This is a genomic window from Sutcliffiella horikoshii (assembly GCF_002157855.1).
GTDB lineage: Bacteria > Bacillota > Bacilli > Bacillales > Bacillaceae_I > Sutcliffiella_A > Sutcliffiella_A horikoshii_C.
Genome location: NZ_CP020880.1, coordinates 53,984 through 76,066, shown reverse-complemented (window position 1 = coordinate 76,066; position 22,083 = coordinate 53,984). Strand labels below are relative to the sequence as shown.

The 22,083-nt window shown below is 42.3% G+C and carries 21 protein-coding genes and 2 tRNA genes; 2 read left to right on the top strand and 21 right to left on the bottom strand.

The window, feature by feature from the left end:
- Window positions 1-66 precede the first annotated feature (66 nt).
- Window positions 67-531: a hypothetical protein gene (locus tag B4U37_RS00375; protein WP_088016647.1), complete on the bottom strand. Its 465-nt coding sequence runs from the start codon at window positions 529-531 to the stop codon at window positions 67-69.
- Window positions 532-3,018 (bottom strand): stage II sporulation protein E, encoded by a 2,487-nt coding sequence (spoIIE, locus tag B4U37_RS00370; protein WP_088016646.1) that lies wholly within the window; start codon window positions 3,016-3,018, stop codon window positions 532-534.
- A gap of 454 nt (window positions 3,019-3,472) precedes the next feature.
- Here spoIIE and B4U37_RS00365 point away from each other — a divergent pair.
- Together B4U37_RS00365 and B4U37_RS00360 are read left to right on the top strand one after the other, a co-directional pair.
- Window positions 3,473-3,549: transfer RNA gene (locus B4U37_RS00365), tRNA-Met, on the top strand.
- A 9-nt stretch (window positions 3,550-3,558) separates the two neighbouring features.
- Window positions 3,559-3,630: transfer RNA gene (locus B4U37_RS00360), tRNA-Glu, on the top strand.
- 546 nt (window positions 3,631-4,176) lie between these two features.
- Here the strand turns inward: B4U37_RS00360 and B4U37_RS00355 are convergent.
- From B4U37_RS00355 to B4U37_RS00265, 19 genes are all read right to left on the bottom strand, one after another.
- The gene (locus B4U37_RS00355) at window positions 4,177-4,638 is read right to left on the bottom strand and encodes a S1 domain-containing RNA-binding protein (RefSeq protein ID WP_088016645.1); all 462 of its coding nucleotides are present in this window, start codon (window positions 4,636-4,638) and stop codon (window positions 4,177-4,179) included.
- Window positions 4,639-4,726: 88 nt separating this feature from the next.
- A complete protein-coding gene (locus B4U37_RS00350; RefSeq protein ID WP_088016644.1) occupies window positions 4,727-5,110 on the bottom strand; it encodes an FtsB family cell division protein in 384 nt (127 codons plus the stop codon).
- 15 nt (window positions 5,111-5,125) lie between these two features.
- On the bottom strand, window positions 5,126-5,764 hold the full coding sequence (gene yabQ, locus B4U37_RS00345; protein WP_088016643.1) for a spore cortex biosynthesis protein YabQ: 639 nt from the start codon (window positions 5,762-5,764) through the stop codon (window positions 5,126-5,128).
- Entirely contained in the window at window positions 5,761-6,066 is a 306-nt protein-coding gene (yabP, locus tag B4U37_RS00340) for a sporulation protein YabP (RefSeq protein ID WP_010191403.1), read from the bottom strand. The genes yabQ and yabP overlap by 4 nt, the downstream gene beginning before the upstream one ends.
- 78 nt (window positions 6,067-6,144) lie before the next feature.
- Window positions 6,145-6,414, bottom strand: coding sequence for an RNA-binding S4 domain-containing protein (locus B4U37_RS00335; protein ID WP_010191401.1), 270 nt, complete (start codon window positions 6,412-6,414; stop codon window positions 6,145-6,147).
- Between the two features lie 203 nt (window positions 6,415-6,617).
- Window positions 6,618-8,081: a bifunctional methyltransferase/pyrophosphohydrolase YabN gene (yabN, locus tag B4U37_RS00330; protein ID WP_088016642.1), complete on the bottom strand. Its 1,464-nt coding sequence runs from the start codon at window positions 8,079-8,081 to the stop codon at window positions 6,618-6,620.
- 21 nt (window positions 8,082-8,102) lie between these two features.
- Complete coding sequence (locus tag B4U37_RS00325) at window positions 8,103-9,686, bottom strand: putative polysaccharide biosynthesis protein (protein ID WP_088016641.1); 1,584 nt, start codon at window positions 9,684-9,686, stop codon at window positions 8,103-8,105.
- A gap of 116 nt (window positions 9,687-9,802) precedes the next feature.
- The gene (spoVT, locus tag B4U37_RS00320) at window positions 9,803-10,339 is read right to left on the bottom strand and encodes a stage V sporulation protein T (protein ID WP_010191397.1); all 537 of its coding nucleotides are present in this window, start codon (window positions 10,337-10,339) and stop codon (window positions 9,803-9,805) included.
- 204 nt (window positions 10,340-10,543) lie between these two features.
- The gene (mfd, locus tag B4U37_RS00315) at window positions 10,544-14,080 is read right to left on the bottom strand and encodes a transcription-repair coupling factor (protein WP_088016640.1); all 3,537 of its coding nucleotides are present in this window, start codon (window positions 14,078-14,080) and stop codon (window positions 10,544-10,546) included.
- Window positions 14,081-14,191: 111 nt separating this feature from the next.
- On the bottom strand, window positions 14,192-14,422 hold the full coding sequence (gene fin / locus B4U37_RS00310) for an anti-sigma-F factor Fin (protein WP_010191394.1): 231 nt from the start codon (window positions 14,420-14,422) through the stop codon (window positions 14,192-14,194).
- Window positions 14,423-14,553: 131 nt separating this feature from the next.
- Window positions 14,554-15,114, bottom strand: coding sequence for an aminoacyl-tRNA hydrolase (gene pth, locus B4U37_RS00305; RefSeq protein WP_088020068.1), 561 nt, complete (start codon window positions 15,112-15,114; stop codon window positions 14,554-14,556).
- 553 nt (window positions 15,115-15,667) lie between these two features.
- Entirely contained in the window at window positions 15,668-16,306 is a 639-nt protein-coding gene (locus tag B4U37_RS00300) for a 50S ribosomal protein L25/general stress protein Ctc (RefSeq protein WP_088016639.1), read from the bottom strand.
- An 84-nt stretch (window positions 16,307-16,390) separates the two neighbouring features.
- Complete coding sequence (locus B4U37_RS00295; RefSeq protein ID WP_010191388.1) at window positions 16,391-17,341, bottom strand: ribose-phosphate diphosphokinase; 951 nt, start codon at window positions 17,339-17,341, stop codon at window positions 16,391-16,393.
- 213 nt (window positions 17,342-17,554) lie between these two features.
- A complete protein-coding gene (gene glmU, locus B4U37_RS00290; protein ID WP_088016638.1) occupies window positions 17,555-18,925 on the bottom strand; it encodes a bifunctional UDP-N-acetylglucosamine diphosphorylase/glucosamine-1-phosphate N-acetyltransferase GlmU in 1,371 nt (456 codons plus the stop codon).
- Window positions 18,926-19,075: 150 nt separating this feature from the next.
- Complete coding sequence (spoVG, locus tag B4U37_RS00285) at window positions 19,076-19,366, bottom strand: septation regulator SpoVG (RefSeq protein ID WP_010191385.1); 291 nt, start codon at window positions 19,364-19,366, stop codon at window positions 19,076-19,078.
- A gap of 127 nt (window positions 19,367-19,493) precedes the next feature.
- Complete coding sequence (ridA, locus tag B4U37_RS00280; protein ID WP_088016637.1) at window positions 19,494-19,868, bottom strand: 2-iminobutanoate/2-iminopropanoate deaminase; 375 nt, start codon at window positions 19,866-19,868, stop codon at window positions 19,494-19,496.
- A gap of 15 nt (window positions 19,869-19,883) precedes the next feature.
- A complete protein-coding gene (gene purR, locus B4U37_RS00275; protein ID WP_088016636.1) occupies window positions 19,884-20,726 on the bottom strand; it encodes a pur operon repressor in 843 nt (280 codons plus the stop codon).
- Window positions 20,727-20,783: 57 nt separating this feature from the next.
- Window positions 20,784-21,653, bottom strand: coding sequence for a 4-(cytidine 5'-diphospho)-2-C-methyl-D-erythritol kinase (gene ispE / locus B4U37_RS00270; protein ID WP_088020066.1), 870 nt, complete (start codon window positions 21,651-21,653; stop codon window positions 20,784-20,786).
- 161 nt (window positions 21,654-21,814) lie between these two features.
- Window positions 21,815-21,997 (bottom strand): small, acid-soluble spore protein, alpha/beta type, encoded by a 183-nt coding sequence (locus B4U37_RS00265; RefSeq protein ID WP_010191378.1) that lies wholly within the window; start codon window positions 21,995-21,997, stop codon window positions 21,815-21,817.
- Window positions 21,998-22,083 lie beyond the last annotated feature (86 nt).

Below are 22,083 nucleotides of genomic sequence, written 5' to 3'. Positions count from 1 at the left end.
ATAATTTACATTAGCCATCATGGACGAAACAGAATTAATTTATACCTTTTGTACGCAATTTACCTTCTAAGAGGTATTCACCCCAACCACTTCCTTTTTACTCATTAATGCTAGGGCAAACTTGAACTCTGCTTGTAGATAGATTGGCAGTTTAGAGAGTTGGCCTATTCGTTCCTTCCCTGACACTGGTTCATTTGGCATTGCTGACAGAATCTTTTCTTTTCCATTCTCGTTCGTTGCTTTCATTCTGGATAAAAGACTAATCTCTTTGTCCATCACATTTCGGGCAATCACTGCCAGTGAATTCATCTTTCTCCTCATCACGCTTCCGGCATTACCTAATTGGTTGGCCCCTCTTCCCAGCATGATCTCTGCCGTGCTTGCAAGCTTCAGAGCTTGTCTCCCCAGCATTTTCTTAGGACCAACGGACACCACACCAACATTTTTACTTTCCATTACCTCCACAATCTCACGACGGCTGCCCATTTCTTTCACAAGACCCGTTACCATTCTAGATAAAATTTTCAACATTTAAAGCGCCTCCTTCATTCCTTGGTTTTTGGATAAATAGTGATAGGCAGGAATGGCTGCCCATTTCGGAATATTCCTCTCTATTTTTGCTACCACAACCGTCATATCGTCCTGGATCTGACCAGATCTTGTTCGAATGACCTCCTCCATAATGATATCTGCCATTTCTTGCGGGTCGTCCGTTCTGATTTCGGATACTTTTCTCTTCATCCACAAATCATAGTTCTCTACATGCTTTGGTCCTTCAAAAATTCCGTCGCTCATCATAATCAGTAGATCACCAGCTTTCAACTGGGAACTCACGACGTCCACATCGAATTCTTGAATAATACCCATTGGTAGATTACTTGCTTCAATTTTAATTACCTTATCTCCCCTCTTCACAAAACTTGGAGTCGAACCAACTTTCAAAAACTTAGCAGAAGCATCTTGAAGATCAATCATTGCTAGATCGAGCGTCGTAAAAATCTCATCAGTCGTCCTTAATGATAGGACCGAGTTTACCGATTTGATTGCTACTTTTTCTTTGATTCCAGACTGTAGAATCTCTTGAAGCAACTTTAATGTCTCTTTACTTTCATAGTGCGCACGCTCACCATTTCCCATCCCGTCACTAATGGCAATGGCGTATTTTCCATGCCCTAATTCTATTGTGGAATAGCTATCCCCCGATATCAGTCCTCCTCCTTTTGCGGCATGCGCAACGCCTGTGTCGACTACAAACGCTTTTGCAGAGCCGAATGATACATGACAGTAACCATTGTTATCCGCATTACACTCTTCTTTTTTAACGATAATATTCTCTCGCAATATATCTGAAAGCATCGGAGCGATGAGTTTTTCACACTCACCCCGCCCTTCGCAGTATGGAACGGTCATTTCAATATCCACATTCCCCTGCTCGACGCTGTAAATTTCGACTTGTTCAATTTCAATTCCGAACGCTTGGAGGGCATCTAGTATTTGATCTTCCTGTACATAGTGATTCTCCCTCTCCCGCTGAATCTCCCTTGCGAAATCCTCCATCACTTGTGAAACTCCCATTAATTGATCAGCTACCAACCTCCTACTCTCCATTAATTGTTTTTTCAGCTTCTCACTCGCGTGGAACTGGGCCAGCTCGTTTTTGATTACGGTTTTTACTTTCTCTGCTTTGACGCAATGACGATCCCACTCCTTTTGCAGTTTGACATTGAGACTGATGGTTCCTTCCTCTGTATCCTCCATTAAGTGAGTCATATAATCATAGGTTTTCTGGAAATTCTGTGTCCAGCACTGCTCCTTTTTAAAGCAATTTTGACACGTCTTCTCTGTAACATTACTCAAAAAGAGATCCACTTCTTTTTCCGAATTTGGATGTTCAAATTGAAATTTTGAAAAACTGTTGGATAGCGCTTGGAAAACGTGTGAAAATTGTTCCACCCTATTCGCAGTCACATCACGGATCTTCCGCATGTATTGCTGTTGCTCTGCTGTATGTTCGGCTGTTCCGGGAATGGATTTAGCCAGGTTCGCAATAGCCCGTTGCGGGGTTAGCAGAAAGAGCGCAACAGCTACCATCGACTCCATGATGGTAGGAACAAGCAGCGTCATCCCCTCCCCATAAATGCCGATTAGTAATGTGCCTAGAAGCAGTCCCACCGATACACCAAGCTTGTTTCCTTCCCGTAACAGCCCTCCTAACAGACCGGCAAAAGCCAGCAAACTCATCTGATATAGGTTGGATACAGTTGCTAAGCTTAGAATGAGACCTGTCACCACGCCAACCGTCGAACCAATGGTGGCTCCAGCGACAAAAGCAAAGATTAGTACAAGATATCGAGATAATATATGTTCAACAGATAGATCATAGGCTGTCCAGCCGATAGTCCCTGTCAAAACCGAAGCGAACAAAATAATGAGACAAATAATTTCCTCTGTTTTAAATGCCTGTCTCTTTTTCCTCATGGTGATGAGCGGCAGGCTTTGGAAAAAGATGAGTGTGAGGATAAATCCAAGCCCCGCCTCTACTCCAATCATCAGCCAATCATACGTCACAATTCCTGTTGTAAAATAAATCATCGTTGTCTTGGATAGAAAGGCTGAGAGGAAGACTAGAAACGGCATTGCCTTAAGAGGCTCTATCTTTAATGCCTGTGCCCATTTGAAAAGGAGAACAAATAATATCATCCCACCAAGCACATAGGCGGCGGTCAGTGCCGAGATAGTGGCCGATCCGACCATTAAGGCAATTAATGTGAGTCCCGCCCGTTTCTTTTTCAAAAAATACACAGCTGCAAAAAATGGTAATGCAAACGGTGTGATTTCATTAAGGATTAAAGCTCGTCCGAGTAAGAACCCGATAAAGACTAAAAGAAATCCTTGGTGAAATAGAATGGACGTAAGTTTCGTTTTCGTCGTATGGATCGACTTCATAAATGTTTTTCTGATTTTCCCAAACTGAAGATTGGAAACCGGTTCCCCCAAATCTCTTTCTAGTCCCTGCATGATATCCACTCCCATATTTTATCTATTGGGGTCATTATACAAGCTCAAAAGGAAAAGATTTGTCAAAAGAACCGTCCAGAACCTAAGAAGTGTTCGACGTATTACAAGGAAAAGAGGGAAAAGCTGTCATGAAATCATCGCATTTGCTATTCACTCTCATCAGTTTTTGTAACTTCTCTAGGTAATTGCTAGGATAATGTTCTAATTATTCTTACATTTTTAAAACGTATTGACATATGAATGATAAGTTAGTATGATAATTCTTGTGTCTTGTGAGAGATTACTAATTTCTCCTGCATTATTTATAAATTTGGCGGTGTAGCGACGAGCGACACTTCACCGAATTTGCTTCGAGTTGTCCCGACGGATTCACTTCCTGGCTTTACTTGCAGAGGAAGGGACACAGACCATTAACACTGGTCGCCAGTGAATCTAATGAAACACTTATAAATTTGGCGGTGTAGCTCAGCTGGCTAGAGCGTACGGTTCATACCCGTGAGGTCGTGGGTTCGACTCCCTCCGCCGCTACCAACTTTATAAGGCCCATTGGTCAAGCGGTTAAGACACCGCCCTTTCACGGCGGTAACACGGGTTCGAATCCCGTATGGGTCATAAAATAAAAGCTGCCACAGCTTCAGGGAATACCTGATACTGTGGCAGCTTTTTTGTGTTTGGGCACTTTCTAAAAGTGGTTTTGGGTAACTTTCTTTTTATTTCGGGGTCGATCCATCCATATTAACTGTTCCAACTATTCATATTTAGCGAGAATATTCGTTTATCTATCGTAAATGGAATATATCCATTGTAAAGCCAATATATCCATTGCAAAAATGATATATCCATTGTAAAGCCGATATATCCATCATAAAAGAGATTTATCCATTATAGTACCCTAAGGTAAATTTCCCCCTTGCTGAATGAATAACCTTAGTTGATTGTAGTGGAAGGCGCGAAGACTCCCGCGGGAGGAAGGGACAGGGAATACCCCACAGGCGAAGCCGAGGAGGCTCCCGGACCGCCCGCAGGAAAGCGAAGCGCCTGGACCGGAAATCAACCCGTCCTAGAACTCCCCCCTACCAAACCCAAAAAAACACGCCCCTCAATAATCCAGGGCGTGCTCAAACATTACGTTTTATATATGAGATTTTCAGCAGCAAGTTACTTTCTACTTGCTCCACGACCTCCACGTTTTGATTCCGTGCTACGCTTCAGGGTAGATAAACGATCTTCGCTATCTTTCAAGAATCTAGCCATCTTCTGTTCGAAGTTTTCCTTTGGTTTGAATTCTTCTCTTCTTCCTCGTGGTGGACGTTGATTTGAGCGTTGTTGATTGTTGTTCGGACGTTGTGATGGTGCAGCAGAGCGTGGTTGTGGCTCACGATACGTGTCGCTTGCCTTTTTAATGGATAGACCAATTTTGCCATCCTTCTCCACGTTGATTACTTTCACCTGTACTTCGTCACCAACTTTAAGATGGTCGTTAATATCCTTCACATAGTTGTCTGCAACTTCACTGATGTGAACAAGACCAGTAGTTCCTCCTGGCAACTCAACGAACGCGCCAAAATTAGTTATACCTGTTACCTTACCCTGTAACTTGCTGCCTACTTCGATTGACATAAAAAAAATGCTCCTCCTTAAAATCATAAAAATAAATCACTTTACCTACCATTATACCTAGAGCAAAATTGAGGTGTCAATATGACGACTAATCTGACGACGAATCGTCAGGCATATTGAAGATGATTTCATCCTCTTCTGACATGAAATAATCTCTACGTGCGATCTTCGCAATATAATCATCATCGTTCAGTTTTACAATTTCCTCTTCTAAACGCTGTTGTTCTTTTTTCAGTTTTGCCAGCTCTTGTGCGACTACTTCTTTTCTATCTTCTTTTTCTTGAAGAATAGCTCGTTGGTCGAAGAGTGTTTTTCCCATTAGTATTCCAAAGACTAATGCTAAACAAAAGAATAATGATAAACGGCGATAAAGTCCACGGCGTCTTTTTTGTTGTTTCAATTGCTGGTCCTGTTTTTGTTTGGAATAATCGGAATGGATTTTTGCTACCTTTTCATCTTTTGCCGCGCTCATCTTATCATTCCTCTCCTAGCGCTTTTTCCAAAAGTTCTTTACTCTATTTATTATACTATGTTTCCTATTCTTTACTAGTGTGAAAAATCCTTCAAGTTTTTTGAAAACAATGTGTAAATATTTTTTGACAACGTTCGGGACCAACTTCCATACTAGCATAAGGATCCACCTGAATGGTAATGAACAAATTTTAACAATCCGCCAAATGACCAAAAGCAGAAAACGGACTGTTGAGTAAAGGAACTTCCAAATACCTAATAATAATACGATAAGTGCTTGTACTAATAGTTGAATGGGCTTCACTATCAGCATTCTTACCATCTTTTCCAAGAAACGATACAAATTGATGACAAGTTGTATGATGGATTCTAGCAGGCTTAAATAAAAATACCGGAATAAGCTTTGATAAGCTGCAAAGCCGCATACGAGTGCAATGAGAATATAAAAACGGATTTCCCCTTCATTGACCCTTAGTAAAACATAAAAACCTATAAGGGCTTGCAAGAGCCAAAACAGGATGTCGTGAATGAACACGACCCATTTGGCTCTTTTTTCCCGTTTCAGAAAACGTCCATACGTATCGATGGCCGCTCCAAGCCATGCCCCCATCCCAATCATGGCAAGCATTGTATAAAGTTGGGTGGTAAGTGTCATTTGAACAACTTACTAAAGAACCCTTTAGCTTTCTCCGCCTGTTGATCATCTAAATAAATGATTTCCATGATCTTACCTTTGATGGAAACGACGCCACTTTCTACATCTAGGTTTTTCATCTGAAGGTTTTGACCCCTGACAGAGAGAAATCCCATGACGGTTTCGAGCAGAAACTCTTCGTTATCAAAACTTTCCACTTGCTTTACACCTGTGATATCCAACATTCTGCGGCTTCTCATCACGATGTCTTGCTCTTGGACAGTCTGCTTGTTTCCTTGATTCGGATCATAGTATTGGTTCATATTCATCCCTCACCCATCTAGTACTTGAAGATAGTACATGTATATGAGAGGGATATATTTTTAGAACAAGCCTGTCCGTTACTCTTCGGTTTGTTCCACTCTTTCTTCTTTTACAATCGTGTACATCATGGCTGCGTCTTCTTTTTTCGCATTCTCCTGAATGTTGTCGATGGAAGCAGTAACGATTTTTTGGCCAAAGTGAATCTTCAATTCATCTCCCGCTTTTACATTGCTGCTGGCTTTCGCTTGTACGTTGTTGATATAGATACGTCCTTGTTCTGCCACTTCTTTAGCAAGTGTACGACGCTTAATGATTCTTGATACTTTCAAAAATTTATCTAAACGCATTTTCTAACTCCCCCTATTATTAAATGTCTGTTAAACACCGCTGGTGATTTCCGCACTAGGCTTCGCTTTCCACGGGGCACTTGCGGAGCCTCCTCGGCAAGCCTGCGGGGTCTCCGCGAAGTGCTACCTCCCGCAGGAGTCTTCGCCATGTGCTTCAATCACCAGCTAGGATATCTGCATAGGAACCGAGAATCTTCATCAATTTATAACCCGTTCTTTTTTGCTTCTTCCCAGATAGCATCTAATTGTTCTAATGATAGATTCTCGAAGGAGTGCCCTAATTCCTTTACCTTCTTTTCAATAAAAGTAAACCTGCGATAAAATTTCCGGTTGGTTTGGGCCACCGCTTCTTCTGGATCTATTTTATAGTATCTTGCAATGTTGACGAGGGCAAAAAGTACGTCTCCGAATTCTGCGGCCACAAGGTCAGAACTTGAATCCTTTGCCAATTCTTCCTGCAACTCAGCGATTTCCTCGTTTACTTTATCCCACAGTGGTGCAACATCATCCCAATCGAACCCAACTTTTCCGGCTTTTTTCTGATATTGGAATGCTTTCGTAAGATTAGGAAGCCCTTTTGCAACGGAATCTAGAATGGACTGCTCGGCCCTTTCTCCCTTTTCCTCTGCTTTGATTGCTTCCCAATTGGTGATAACATCGTCTGCATCCTCAACAGAAGTGTGGGCAAATACATGAGGATGTCTGCGGATCATCTTCTCATTGACTCCTTCTATTACATCTTCTATGCTAAAATACCCTTCATCCTCGCCAATTTGGGCATGTAGCAGTACTTGTAAAAGAACGTCCCCAAGTTCCTCAATGATCCCATCTGTGTCTTCCTCATCAATGGCATCGAGCAATTCATATGCTTCTTCAATTAAATATTTTTTCAAAGATTCATGCGTTTGCTTCTGATCCCACGGGCAGCCATCAGGACCTCTTAAAGTCGCAATGGTTTTTCTAAAAGAAGAGAATTGTTTATAGAGTACCTCCTCCTCTTTCACTGCCGGGACATAGACGCTTGTCAGGTTATTGATTTCTGCCACCCTATCAAGTTCATATAACGGTACCTCTGTAATCTGTTCTAAGGAAGATCCCGCTGCCGTTACAATCGTCACGGGATAGTCATCAGGCAAGACCTCCATCAAGGTGAGTTTCACTTCTGAAGCAATGAAAGCATCATATACCTGGCAGAAAATCATCGCCTGGGTCGGTTCAATCGCTTCTTTTACAAGCGCGGTTGCATCATGAAATTGAAAGCCGTCAATCGGATCAAGCCCTACTGCTGTAAACATCGGGTCAAGGAAGCTTTGTCCGCCTTTGATGTCGAGAGTAATACTGCCTTCTTTTTCTTTTTCAAGCAAGATTTGCACGGTTTTTTCCGCAACAAGCGGATGTCCAGGAACAGCATACACAATTTCCTTATCTGCACTAAGATTGATCAGTTCTTCTGCAATTCTTTCATATACTGTGCCGAATGTACCTTCCTGTTCATAGATGGCATCAAACGACTCGTAGGTGAGCCCTTCCCGTTCAAGCTCCTCAATAACAGGATGCTCTTTCGTTCGAAGGTAAAGATGTTCCGCCTTCATTAATTGCTTGTACACTCCCATGGGAAGCTGTTCAAGATCCCCTGCACCAAGCCCCAGAACCTTTATCATATTCATAAATGGACACCAACTTTATTATTATTTTAAAAGCTTCACCAATTTCTTTCCTAGTGGGAGAAGCATAAGTTCTTCTTTTGTAAAAAAGTGATTTTTTATTAAAATTAATAGGTAGGTGAGTCCTCCGATTATCACTCCCACTATGCTTTGGAAGGTGGCCATCGTACGGCTATCGCCTATGAGTGAATCTGTCAGAAGCAGATAGACTGTCAAAACGGCAGACATCATCGCGATGCTTACAAGCAAGGGGACGGTTGGCATTCTCTCAAAAATAGAAGTGCCTGTCTTCTTTTTTAACGCCAGGATCATCATGATGGCGACTGAACTGAACGCCAACAATGTAGCGATCGCCGCTCCCAATGTCGAATGGTCGGGAATCAATAAGACATTCAGCAAATATTTAAAGCCGATCCCGATACCTACGAAAAGAGCCGGAAGATAAGGGTTGCCAAGCCCCTGCAAAATAGCAGCTGCTGTCAGGGAAATGCTGCAAAAGAGAATCGACAAACCAAGGACCATTAGAACGTGGTAGCCGTTTTCATTGGAAAAAAGCATCATATTCACCGGTTTGATCAGCCAGGCCAGACCCACAGCTGCTCCTGCTCCCACCACAATACTTACACGGATGGAGAGACTTATCTTTTCTTTCACGTCCTTCCCCTTAGAGAGAATTATGTATGGGACAAGAGATAGCGAGAATGCCGTTGCCACCACCGTTCCAAGTTGAATAAGCGGTTGTCCCCTGTCATAGACCCCTTTAAGCTCTTTAGCTTGTTGTTCGTTGATTCCTGCTTCCAATAACCCCGCGTAAATAGTGAACGCGTCCACCATCTGAAAAAGGACCAGCAACAACGAACTGATGCAAATGGTAAAGCCTTGAAGCATCAAAACCTTTACAATAGACTTCGAAGACGGAAGCATATTTGAAGGTACATCCGTATGCTTTTGCTTCCTTTTCCTCTTTTGATAAAAGAACAACAGAGCAAGTACGGCTGCAAATCCCCCAATGACTGAACCGAATATGGCACCTGCACCTACTTCATAGAGGGAAAATCCTCCGTTCATAAGCAGATAGGATAGCACCAAGATCGTCCCTACTCTAATTACCTGTTCACTGACTTGCGAAACGGCTGTCGGTGTCATTTCCCCAAGTCCCTGAAAGCTTCCTCTCCAGACAGAGACCAAAGGCAACACCAAAAAAGAGAACGCAACAATTTTAATTAATATGGAGAGTTCCAAATCTCCCATAAAAGCTGCCAAGTGGGTCGCACCAAAGTAAAGCAACAGGAAAAAGCTCAAACCCACAAGTGTCAAGAAACCAAAGGACACCCAGCGTATTTTCCGTGCCGCTTGCTCCCTTGTGCTCTCCGGGTGTTCTGCGATGATTTTAGAAATGACAACCGGAAAGCCATATGTAGATAAAATGATAGCCACCCCATAAAAGGGATATACCTGCTGATAAATATAAAAGCCGATATCTCCTACGATGTTTTGAAAAGGAACGCGATATGCTGCACTGAGGATTTTAATAATAATCCCTGCAATCGTCAGTATCATAGCGCCTTTAAAGACCTTTTGATAGGAGTGTGGTGATAAATCATTCATAAAAAAGCCCGCCTTAAAGGTATTCGTACAATTGTATAATTATAGCATATTAGCAAGGTTTAGAGACATAAGAAAAGAAGCAACAGACACGCATGCCCGTTGCTTCCACTTAATTATTATTGCTCCATCTGTCTTGCAAGGAAGCCTGCAGCTGTTTCCACTGCTTTCTGTTCCACTTCTCCAAGCGACTTATCTTTGGACATGATCACCACTGCCCCAATCGGATCTCCGTTCGCCACGATAGGTCCAATGGTATAAGATGAAAGTGGTTCTACGTGCCCGTCGACAATTGCCAACTGCTGTTCATCCGTTTTTAACACGGAATTGCGATCTTCCATGGATTTCTCCACGACTTCGCTGATGCTTTTGTTCAAGTATTCCTTTTTAGAGCTCCCAGCGACAGCAATAAACGTATCGCGATCACAGATTAACACCGGGTGGCCCAGGCTATCATAGAGAGCTTCCGCATATTCCTTAGCGAAATCGCTAAGTTCACTAATTGGAGAGTATTTCTTTAAGATTACCTCTCCATCCCGATCGACGAAAATCTCAAGCGGGTCACCCTCGCGAATACGCAGGGTTCTTCTTATTTCTTTAGGAATTACAACGCGACCGAGGTCATCAATACGACGTACAATACCAGTTGCTTTCATTGTCTTAAGTTGCCTCCTTCATCCGATGATAAAAAGAGATGAGTTAAATTGGTGGAATTGATCAATATGTCCTGCTTTTGAAGAATTCACCATTCGTTGAAGTTAGTATCCTACACTCAGGGAGTTATATACATGTTGGAAAAGTTTTTTTCTGATAGTAAATTCCCCCAGTATTTATATAGACGTTTCTTCACAAACTCAAACCTATGAGGAAGCATTCACGCTTTCTTTTTTTACTTTTTCTAGTCCTTTTATCATGGAAATGGCCACCTGTATCCACTCTTCTGTCGCAGATCGTTTCGTCTGGATGACAATCTTCAGGTGCTTTCCTTCCATACCGAGGCTCACCATCCTACCAAACTCATTTCCTAATAAGAATAGCTTTTGGCCATCAATAATGGCGCTTGCTTCCTCTGAAAGAAGAATGACCAACTCTTGTTTTGTTTGTTTGATGGTATCCACTTTTTCCTTTAGACCATAGACTCTCATCTCTGATACTTGGAATAAATAATCGACTTCTTTTGGGTAGTTACCGAAACGGTCCTTCATTTCATCTTGAAGCTCCAAAAGATCCTCTTTAGACTCTAATCCGCGGAAACGCTTATACATATCGATCTTTTGCTTACTGTCCGGGATATAGGACTCAGGAATGTACGCATCAAGCTCCACATCAATGGAGATTTCATGCGCCTTTTTGGCATCTTTCGGACCTTGGCGCTGCTCGATTGCTTCTTTTAGCATCTGGGAATACATATCAAATCCGACTGAATCAATAAATCCGTGTTGCTGGGCACCTAACAGATTTCCAGCTCCGCGAATGGAAAGGTCACGCATGGCAATTTTGAATCCTGAACCAAGCTCTGTGAATTCCTTGATGGATTGCAGGCGTTTCTCAGCCACTTCTGTGAGCACTTTATCTTTTCGATACGTGAAATAGGCATATGCCACACGATTGGACCTTCCTACGCGTCCTCTGAGCTGATAAAGCTGGGACAATCCCATTCTATCTGCATCAAAGACGATCAATGTATTAACATTTGGAATGTCCACACCTGTTTCAATGATGGTCGTACTGACAAGCACTTCCGCTTCTCCTTCAAGAAACTGAATCATCACCGACTCTAGTTCGTTTTCGGTCATTTTTCCATGTGCATAGGTGACACGCGCCTCTGGAACAAGCATGGAGATCTCATCCGCTTTTCGCTCGATATCTTCCACCCTGTTATATAAGAAATAAATTTGACCGCCTCGTGCCAGCTCTCTTTCAATCGCTTCCTTTACCAGGTTCCCGTTATATTCCATCACATACGTTTGCACTGGGAAACGGTTTTCCGGCGGTGTCTCAATGACAGACAAGTCACGCACCCCGAGCATCGACATATGAAGGGTCCGCGGAATTGGCGTTGCAGTCAGGGTAAGCACATCGATATTAGCTTTAAGCTGTTTGATTTTTTCCTTATGGGTAACTCCAAAACGCTGTTCTTCATCAATAATTAACAAGCCTAGGTCTTTGTATTTAATATCTTTGGACAATAATCGGTGTGTCCCAACAACAATATCCACCGTTCCATTTCCAAGCCCTTTCATCGTTTCCGTCTGTTGTTTTCTTGATCGGAAACGGCTCAACAGGCCTATATTAATAGGGTAATCTTGGAATCTTTCCCTGATCGTTTCATAATGCTGTTGTGCCAAAATAGTGGTTGGAACCAAAATGGCTACCTGTTTGCCGTCTGTAATCGCCTTAAAAGCAGCCCTGATGGCAACTTCCGTTTTACCATAGCCCACATCTCCGCACAGCAATCGATCCATCGGGCGAGTTTTTTCCATATCCAATTTGATTTCATGGATGGATCGCAACTGATCTTCTGTCTCCTGATAAGGGAAGGTTGCTTCAAACTCTCTTTGCATTTCTCCATCTGGTGAAAAGGCATGACCGACACTCGCTTCTCTTTCGGCATATAGCTTGATCAGGTCATCTGCAATGTCTTGGACAGACGACTCCACTTTATTTTTGACCTTTTTCCAGTCGGTGCCACCAAGCTTATAAACTTTCGGTTCTTTTCCTTCAGAACCTACATATTTCTGCACCTGATCTATTTGCTCAACAGGGACATAAAGTTTATCAGAACCTTGATATTTAATATGAATATAATCTTTATGAAGGCCATTAATATCTAGTGTTTCAATTCCTAAATATTTACCGATTCCGTGGTTGATATGGACCACATAATCGCCAACATTCAATTCGGTGTAATTTTTAATTCGTTCTGCGTTCGATAGCTTTTGTCTGTTTTTAGGCTTTTTTGCTTTCTTCTTAAAAAGCTCTTCCTCTGTGATGACCGCAAGCTTTTGCATCGGTAATTCAAAACCTGATTGCAGGTCTCCCTCCACAAGTTGGACCTCGCCATGGGCAAAGGCCGACCCTTTGGAAAGCTTTCTAATATCCATTTCATAATCAGCAAACACTGTCTCTAGCTTTTCCATCCGCTCTTGGTTGGAAGCAAGGACCACAATCGCATAGTTTGCTTTTCTCCAACGCTCAATTTCCGATTTTAGCAGGTGCATCTGCCCGTGGAAATGCTGCATACTCTTAGAAGACATATTAATCAAGTTTTCTGGATGAGTATGCGGCACTGCTCGTAAGAAAAGGGATAGATAAAGAAAAGGTTGCTTTTTGCTATGTACTATCTGGGCAAAAGAATGGGAAAACTTCAGGTCATGCACCGCTTTTCCTTCTGCCAATAGCTCTACAAGCCACTCTGCTTCCTCTTTGTCAAGACTTTCTGCCGTTTCATGGATTCTGCTGATTTCATCCATGATCACTAAGCCGCCCCGAGGAATGTAATCTAGTAAACTAGCTGGTGAACTGTAAAAGAATGAAAGATATTTGTACAGCTCTGAAAACACTTGTCCGTTGCGTATTTGTTCTAGTTCATAGGAGATATTTTCCGTTAACAACTGTTTTACTTTATCATTTTTCACCTTTTTAATCGTTTTGGCCAGTTCCTTTTCCAAAACCTCCAGGCCATTCGCAAGCTCTTGATCTGTAAGGAGCATCTCCGTTGCTGGACCAATGGTTACCGTATCCATATGTTTTTGAGAACGTTGATCTTCTACCGTAAAATAACGGATCGACTCCACTTCGTCATCAAAAAGTTCAATCCGAACGGCATATTCCTCTGTGATAGGGTAGATGTCGATGATTCCGCCTCTAATACTGAAATCTCCTGGCGTTGCCACCATTCCTACGCGCTGATATCCGAACCTGACGAGACGTTCTGCTAAGTTATCGAGTTCCAACGTCTTATCCACTTCAATGGTCAACAACGTTTGCTGCCATTTTTCTTTAGATGGGAGGATTCTTTTTAACCCTGCGATGGGTGCGATAATAATCCCATTATTTTTAGTAGCCCAATGGTTAAGGGCCTCTACGCGCTGTGCTTTAAGTTCTGGACTGGCGATTCCGATTTCTGCCGCCAACACATCGTTTACAGGGTAAAGATACAGTTGATCCTCCGGCAGGAAGCTTGCCAAGTCGTCATACACCTTTTGGGCATGAAATAAATTATGGGTGATGAGCAGGATTGGCGCCTTTCTTTCTTCATACAACGCCGCAATTAACATGGATCTTGCCGAATTAGAAATTCCTGAAATCAACTGTTCTTGCAACCCCTCTTGCAGGCCAACCAAAACCGACTGGAAATCATCATTTTCACTGAAATATGGAATAAAACCCTTCATGACAAACACCCTCCCCTCTCTATGATTAATGTTTTATATTCTTCTTTTTTATCATTGAGCTTCTCAGACGCAAAAAGGCTTTGGTGTCTCACCAAAGCTAATTTATCTGCTCTATTGTATGAACCGTTCTTGTTCATGCCAGTCAGGGTTCCGGTCAAGGGCTTCCTGGCAATCCTCACAAATCGTTTTAACATGTACATCACCATTTTGTTGATATGCTATCATTTCATGTCGTTCTGTATCCGACAGTTGATGAAAACCCAGTTCTTCTGAAAATACCGATTTGGAATCGATGGTGCCGACTTTATAGCCGCAATGTCTGCAATGATAATGGATAGCCATCCCTTTTCCCTCCACTTTTCTGCAAGGCCTAGAAAATGGCCTCTTTTACCAATAGTATGAACAGTGGGAAACATTGTTATACAAGGTGTGTTGGGTTTGAAGAAGCTCAGAAAAGCTACCTTAACATTCTATTACTGATTAAAAGTGTTCATTACTTGAAGGAATTCTTTTGACAAGTTTTCTTCACAAGCTTCTGCCGCTTTTTTTATACTGTCATCGATTGCCGGACGCTCTTCAGCGTGAAATTTCCCAAGCACATAATCTGAAATGGAAGGTCCGTTTTTCGGACGGTCAATTCCCATTCTAATACGGTTGAAATTCTGGGTCTGTAGGTGCTGTATCAAGGACTTAATACCATTATGCCCCCCGGCACTACCCTTTTGGCGAAGACGCAGCTTTCCCGCAGGCAAGTCTAAGTCATCATATATTATCACAAGATCCTCTACATCTAGCTTATAGAAGTCTAATAACGGGCGAACACATTCCCCCGATAAATTCATATATGTAAGAGGCTTCACTAATAGTACTTTTTCGCCGTTTATGGTACCTTGTCCGAAAACCCCTTTGAATTTGGACTGTGTTAATGGGATGTTCCATTTGTCTGCTAATTCATCTATTACCATAAATCCGATATTGTGCCTTGTTTCTTCATATTGACGGCCTGGATTTCCAAGCCCCACAAATATTTTCATTATTTTTCCTCCTGAAACGTCTTGCTCTTTACCAAATAAGGATTGCAAAAATTTTTTCATGAATACCTCCCACAAACCTATTCGCTATCTTTCATTTTACTTGAACATGGGGTGAAAAGGAAATGAGAAGGGGTCTAGTCGATTAAAACAACTCTATATTACTGGAGTTTAGAAGCCACTGGGTGGTTAAAGAGCGCTATACGACTGTTTGCGCGTTTTCTTCGCGCCTTCGGGCATATAGAAGCCCTCTATTTGACCGTTTACTCTTTTCACTCTTGCCTTCGGGCGTATAGAAGCATTCTATTTGACCGTTTACTCTTTTCACTCTTGCCTTCGGGCGTATAGAAGCCCTCTATTTGACCGTTTACCGCTTTTCCTCGTGCCTTCGGGCATATAGAAGCCCTCTATTTGACCGTTTACTCTTTTTCCTTGTGGCTTTGGGCATTTTTAATCATCTAATTTCCTTAGCTACTAACCTCCATAATTGAACTCCTCATGCCACAGTGTTTAGAAAATCTTCTCCGCAACAAGAGAAAAGACGTAACCTTAAAGGTTACGCCTCCTCTGTGCTTTCCTTGTTTTCTCTACCTTCTACAAGTTCAGGCTCGCCTGGTTCTTGTTCTTCGCCAGGATCGATTTCCTCTTCTTGTCGTGGAGGTAAGATGGAAGCAACCACTTCATCATCTTCATGATTGAAGCTGTATTTACCTGATTTTAAATCGCCGATTGTGATATTTTCATTCACGTCTAGTTCCGTTACATCCACATCAATGGAATCCGGTACGTTGTTTGGAAGTACTTTGATGGAGACTTCATGGAGAACTTGTTGCAAGACTCCCCCATCTTTCACACCTTTTGCATCGCCTGTAACGTGAACCGTAACATCTACATCAATCTCTGATTTAAAATCAACCACATGGAAGTCCAAGTGGACGAATTCCAGGCTTTTCAACGGGTTAATCTGATAATCGTAAAGCATTACTTTGCGCTTATCTGAGCCGATTTCAAGCGAAATGATGCCGTTTCGTCCTGTTTCACGAATCGTTTTAATAAATTCCTTACTATTGACAGTAATAGATTTATTTTCTGTATCATTCCCGTAAACAACCGCTGGAATTAATCCTTCCTCACGGATTTTGGTTTTTGAAGATCCTTTGAATTCTGTACGTTCATTTGCATGTAATACTGACATTCTTATCACCTTCCTGGGAAAATAAAATACTTGTCTCTCATTCAATTTCCCCAATTTACGGAAGGTTAAACATGATTCTTACGATTAATCAAATAAAGTACTAACGGATTTCTCTTCATGCACACGAATAATTGCTTCAGCAATAAGTTGTGCAACAGACAATTGCGTGATTTTTTCTATTTTCTTCTCTTCTGGTAAAGAGATGGTGTTTGTGATTACCAACTCTTTAATTTTAGAGTTTTGAATACGTTCAATCGCAGGGCCTGACAGTACTGGGTGTGTACAGCATGCATATACTTCTTTTGCTCCATTTTCAATCAAGGCATTTGCCGCTAATGTTATGGTTCCCGCAGTATCAATCATGTCATCGATCAAGATTGCCGTTCTTCCTTCGATATGACCAACAATGTTCATAACCTCTGCAACATTTGGACGAGGTCTGCGTTTGTCGATGATCGCAATCGGCGCTTTCAAGCGATCTGCTAGCTTTCTTGCTCTTGTTACCCCACCATGGTCAGGGGATACGATTACAAGGTCTTCTAGCTGCTTGCTATCGAAGTATTCCGCCAGAATTGGAACACCCATTAAGTGGTCAATCAGGATATCAAAGAATCCTTGAATTTGCGGTGCATGCAGATCAAGCGTGATGACGCGGTCTGCTCCAGCAGTTTCTAATAGGTTTGCCACTAGTTTAGCCGTGATCGGCTCACGAGCTCGCGCTTTACGGTCTTGTCTTCCATAACCGTAGTATGGCATTACAATGTTAATCGTTTTTGCAGAAGCACGTTTTAGTGCGTCAATCATGATAAGCGTCTCCATGATATGTTCGTTTACAGGTGCGCTTGTAGATTGGATAACATACACGTCACAACCACGGATGCTTTCCTCGATGTTTATTTGGACTTCTCCATCACTGAAACGGGCAACGGAACATTTTCCGATTGGAACACCTACATGTTGAGCAATTTCTTCCGCTAAGGCTGTGTTGGAATTTAACGTAAAAATCTTTAGATTAGAATCTGCATACTTTGGCATGATATCTTGAACCCTCCGCTAGGTTTTTTTAATGGCTTCTTTTAATGACTTTGTTAAACACCGCTGTTGATTTCCGCACCGAGCTTCGCTTTCCTAGGGGCGCTGCTTGAGCCTCCTCACAACGCTCGGGGGTCTCAAGCTACCGCTATCTCCCTCAGAAGTCTTCGCCCTATGCTCCAATCAACAGCTGTAAAACTCTCTAAAATAGTCGATTTATTTATTGTTAAGCTTGTTTACGTAGTTTTCTTTGTTTACTTGGCGTGCGCGTGCGATGGAGAGGGCTTCTCCTGGCACATCTTCTGTGATAGTGGAGCCTGCTGCAACATAGGCGTTTTTGCCGATTGTTACAGGTGCCACCAAGTTGGAGTTGCAACCTACAAACACACCATCTTCAATTTTGGTTAAGTATTTCTTTTTTCCATCATAGTTGACGGTGATAGACCCGCATCCAAGGTTTACATCCGCTCCAACTTCCGCATCTCCAATATAGCTAAGATGAGAAGCCTTGCTTCCGTTTCCAAATGTCGCTTTTTTCACTTCCACAAAGTTACCGAGCTTTACTTCATTTCCAATTTTGGAATCAGGTCTCACGTGAGCAAACGGTCCGATATTTACATCGACTCCAATTTCGCTGTCATGTGCCACAGATTGGCGGATGGTTGTACGGTCCCCGATTTGGCAGTCTTTAATCTCGGAGTTCGGTCCGATGATGCAATCTTCCCCGATTTTCGTCTCACCCAAGATAACGGTGCCAGGGTTGATGACAGTATCTCTGCCAATCTCTGCATCTGCTGAGATATACGTATTATCTGGATCAATGATGCTAACTCCATTGATCATATGTTTTTTATTAATTCTTTTCTTCATGGTTTTTTCGGCCTGAGAAAGTGCCACTCTGTCATTGACTCCAAGTGTTTCATCAAAGTCCAATGTTTGGTAGGCAGAAACGATATCGCCTTGTTCTTTCAATATTTCAATAACATCTGGAAGGTAATATTCTCCTTGCACATTGTCATTGGAAACATTGTTTAGCGCTGTAAAAAGTGCCTCATTGTCGAAGCAGTAAGTACCTGTATTGATTTCTGTCACTTTACGCTCATCTTCGTTAGCGTCCTTGTGCTCCACAATTTTCCCGACATGTCCTTCGCTATTGCGGATAATGCGTCCATACCCGGTAGGATCTTCTGCATAAGCTGTCAGAATGGTAGCTTTTGCCCCCGTGTTTTCGTGAAGATCAAGCAGTTCCTGCATCGTTTCCGGTGTAATAAGTGGAGTATCTCCACAAATGACCAGTGTTACGCCTTTTTTATCTTGTAACATTGGCGCAGCTTGCATGACTGCATGCGCTGTTCCCAACTGTTCTGCCTGAAGGGCATACTCGCTTTTTGTTCCAAGATGGCTCTTTACTGTCTCCGCTCCATGTCCGACCACTGTTACAATCTTCTCAAAATTGAGTGCAGAAACATGATCCACGACATGTTGAACCATAGGCTTGCCACAAACAGGGTGTAACACTTTATATAATTTGGATTTCATCCGTGTACCTTGTCCAGCTGCTAATATTACGGCATATCGATTTATCATAACGGCCTCCATTTTCACCTAATTATCCATTACGAATATATCCTAAAACGGTGCCCATTTCAAGGAAGTACACGAAAGTACATTTTTTTGTCAAAAAAAGACCAAAAGAAAAAACAGGCCGCATAACAGCCTGTTTCACCTTTTTATCAATCAAGAAGCACCCGCTTCTTCGTATTCTACTTCTAATTCGCCTAAGCGGTGGTACTCTGCTAGAACCGCTTCTTGGATTTTTCCACGCGTCCCGGAGTTGATCGGGTGCGCGATATCGCGGAATTCTCCATCCGGCGTACGTTTACTTGGCATTGCAACGAACAAGCCATTGTTTCCATCAATTACACGGATGTCATGAACAACGAATTCATGATCTAATGTAATAGATGCGATAGCTCTCATGCGACCATCGGTATTTACGCGGCGTAATCTTACGTCAGTTACTTCCATTCTGTTCACCACCTTTTGTCCCAATAAAAAACTTAGTATTATAAATTCTCTAAATTTTCTAGAATTCCTTCTTATTTTCAAAATTTTTTTGAAAATTTTGGGCAAATTGGTGTAAAAAGAACAGATTCTATTTTACTAGAGCGATAACTTCTATCTCCACAAGAACATCTTTCGGTAATCGTGCAACCTCCACACATGATCTTGCAGGTTTGTGTGTAGAGAAATACTCTCCATACACTTCATTTATTTCTCCAAATTGATTCATATCTTTAATGAAAACAGTGGCTTTCACTACTGTTTCCAAGGAAGCACCGGCTTCTTCTAAAACCGCTTGCAAGTTCTTGAATACTTGATGAGTTTGTTCTTTCACATCCCCTTCAAGTAATTCTCCATTTGGCAATAACGGTATTTGACCTGAACTGTAAAAAAGATTGTTGACGATGATCCCCTGGGAATATGGACCTATCGCTTTTGGAGCGGCATCTGTATGAACAACTTTCATGAACTTACACACCCTTTAGTTTATTGTAATATTTTCTTTCACATGCTGAAGATAGTTACCTTGCTGCACTTCTATCTGTCGGTCTCTTTCACTGACCTTTTCCAACTTAGCCAAGGAAACATAGTCATCCACCAGGCGTTCTTCGATGTTTTCAGACTCCACTAGAATACCGATGCCCGCTACGTTCGCTTGAAACTCAGCAAGCAAGTTCACCATTCCGCTGACCGTCCCGCCGGCCTTCATAAAGTCATCGATAATCAAGACATTCGAGCCCGTTTCTAAGCTTCTTTTTGCCAGGACCATCGTTTGAATTCGTTTGGATGAACCAGAAACATAATTAATGCTCACTGTAGAACCTTCTGTGACCCTGCTGTCACGTCTTACAATAACAACCGGCACATTTAAAAAGCTTGCCACTGCATGTGCAAGTGGAATCCCTTTTGTCGCCATCGTCATCACAACATCCACTTTTTTATGACTGAATGCTGTTGCGAACATTTTCCCGACTTTGTTTAAAACTTTCGGGTTGCCAAGAATATCCGTCATATATAAGTAACCGCCAGGCAGCAATCTTTCCGGTTTTGCGATCATTTCGCACAATTCTTCTAGATAGGCAGATGCCTCTTCATGACTTACATATGGGATATACCTGACACCGCCAGCAGCACCTGGGACCGTCACAAGCGTTCCGATTCCTTGCTGTTCGAATGTTTGTTTAATGATTCCAAGATCTTCACTGATGGAAGACTTTGCAGACCCATAACGGTCAGCAAAGAAGGAAAGCGGAACTAACCCTTGTGGATGCTGCAGCAAATAATGCGTCATGTCCACAAGACGACCACTTCGACGTAATTTCATGCTTTTTCCTCCTAAAATCCGAATATTCTAATGTAAATATAACATTAATATCCGGATTTAATCAAGACTGTTCCGCTCGCCAAGGATTCTGACGGCAAACACTTGATCACAGAACCCTCTCAATCCATTGCAAATGCGGTGCATTCTAGAGTCATATTGAATAATTCCGAAGACAGTCGGGCCACTACCACTCATCAAAACGGCATCTGCCCCGAATTTCTTCATCTGTTCTTTTATATGTGCCACTTCAGGATAAAGCCTTAATGTAACACTCTCCAAGACATTGCCAACAAGCCCGATCATTTTCTCATAATCATTTTCATGGATGGCAGCAAGCATTCCTTCTACATCGGGATGCTCAACCTTACTAAGGTCGAGGTTATTATACACTTCTGCTGTTGATACGCCAATTGTCGGCTTCGCAAGAACAATCCAACTATGAGGCGGAGCAGGGATATGTTGAACAATTTCTCCTCGTCCTGTTGCAAGCGCCGTTCCCCCATATACACAAAACGACACATCAGAACCAATTTCAGCTCCAATCTCGGCCAGTTCGTCTAAGGTAAGCCCCAGTTTCCAAAGCCTGTTCAAACCGCGTAGCGTGGCAGCCGCGTCACTGCTTCCGCCAGCTAATCCTGCTGCAACAGGAATCACCTTTGTAATTCCAATGGAAACCCCTTGCTTCACGTTAAACCGTTCCTTCAACAGGGCCGCTGCCTGGTAGGCCAAATTTCGATTATCGTCTGGAACATATCGATTATGAGATAGAATGGTGATTTGACCATCCTTTCGCTCTGACAGTTCGATACGGTCAGCTAAATCAATGGTGGTCATAATCATCTTTACTTCATGGAATCCGTCTGGACGCTTATGTAGCACATCTAGCGATAAGTTTATTTTCGCTGGTGCTTTTTCTAACAGTCTCACTTTCTTCACCTTCTTCATTCGTCTCCAATTATCTATGTATTGTACCATATTCCTTGTCAGAAATATCTCCATGAATGGGAAATATTATGTTTTCAAAAGTGATCTGCTTTTTCTGAGTTGCCAAAAAACCGAAGTGGCTTTCACTTCGGTTCTCCATTTATCTATTTATGTTGATTTTGTACAAGTTGTCGCTCTGCCAATTCTATGGCACGTTTTACCATGTTGCCGGCATCCTTGGCTTTGATTCCGCCCCAGCCTTCGCTTTGGACGACATCATAGAAACCAAGTTCTTTTGCCAGTTCCTCTTTTAGCTGATGAGACATTATGCTTCGTCTTCTGCTCATGATAAAAGCCCTCCTCATTGATCGATAAACGCGACAGTATTAGTATTGGAGGGGTTTTGTGTTTTTATAAGCGGTTATATATGTAT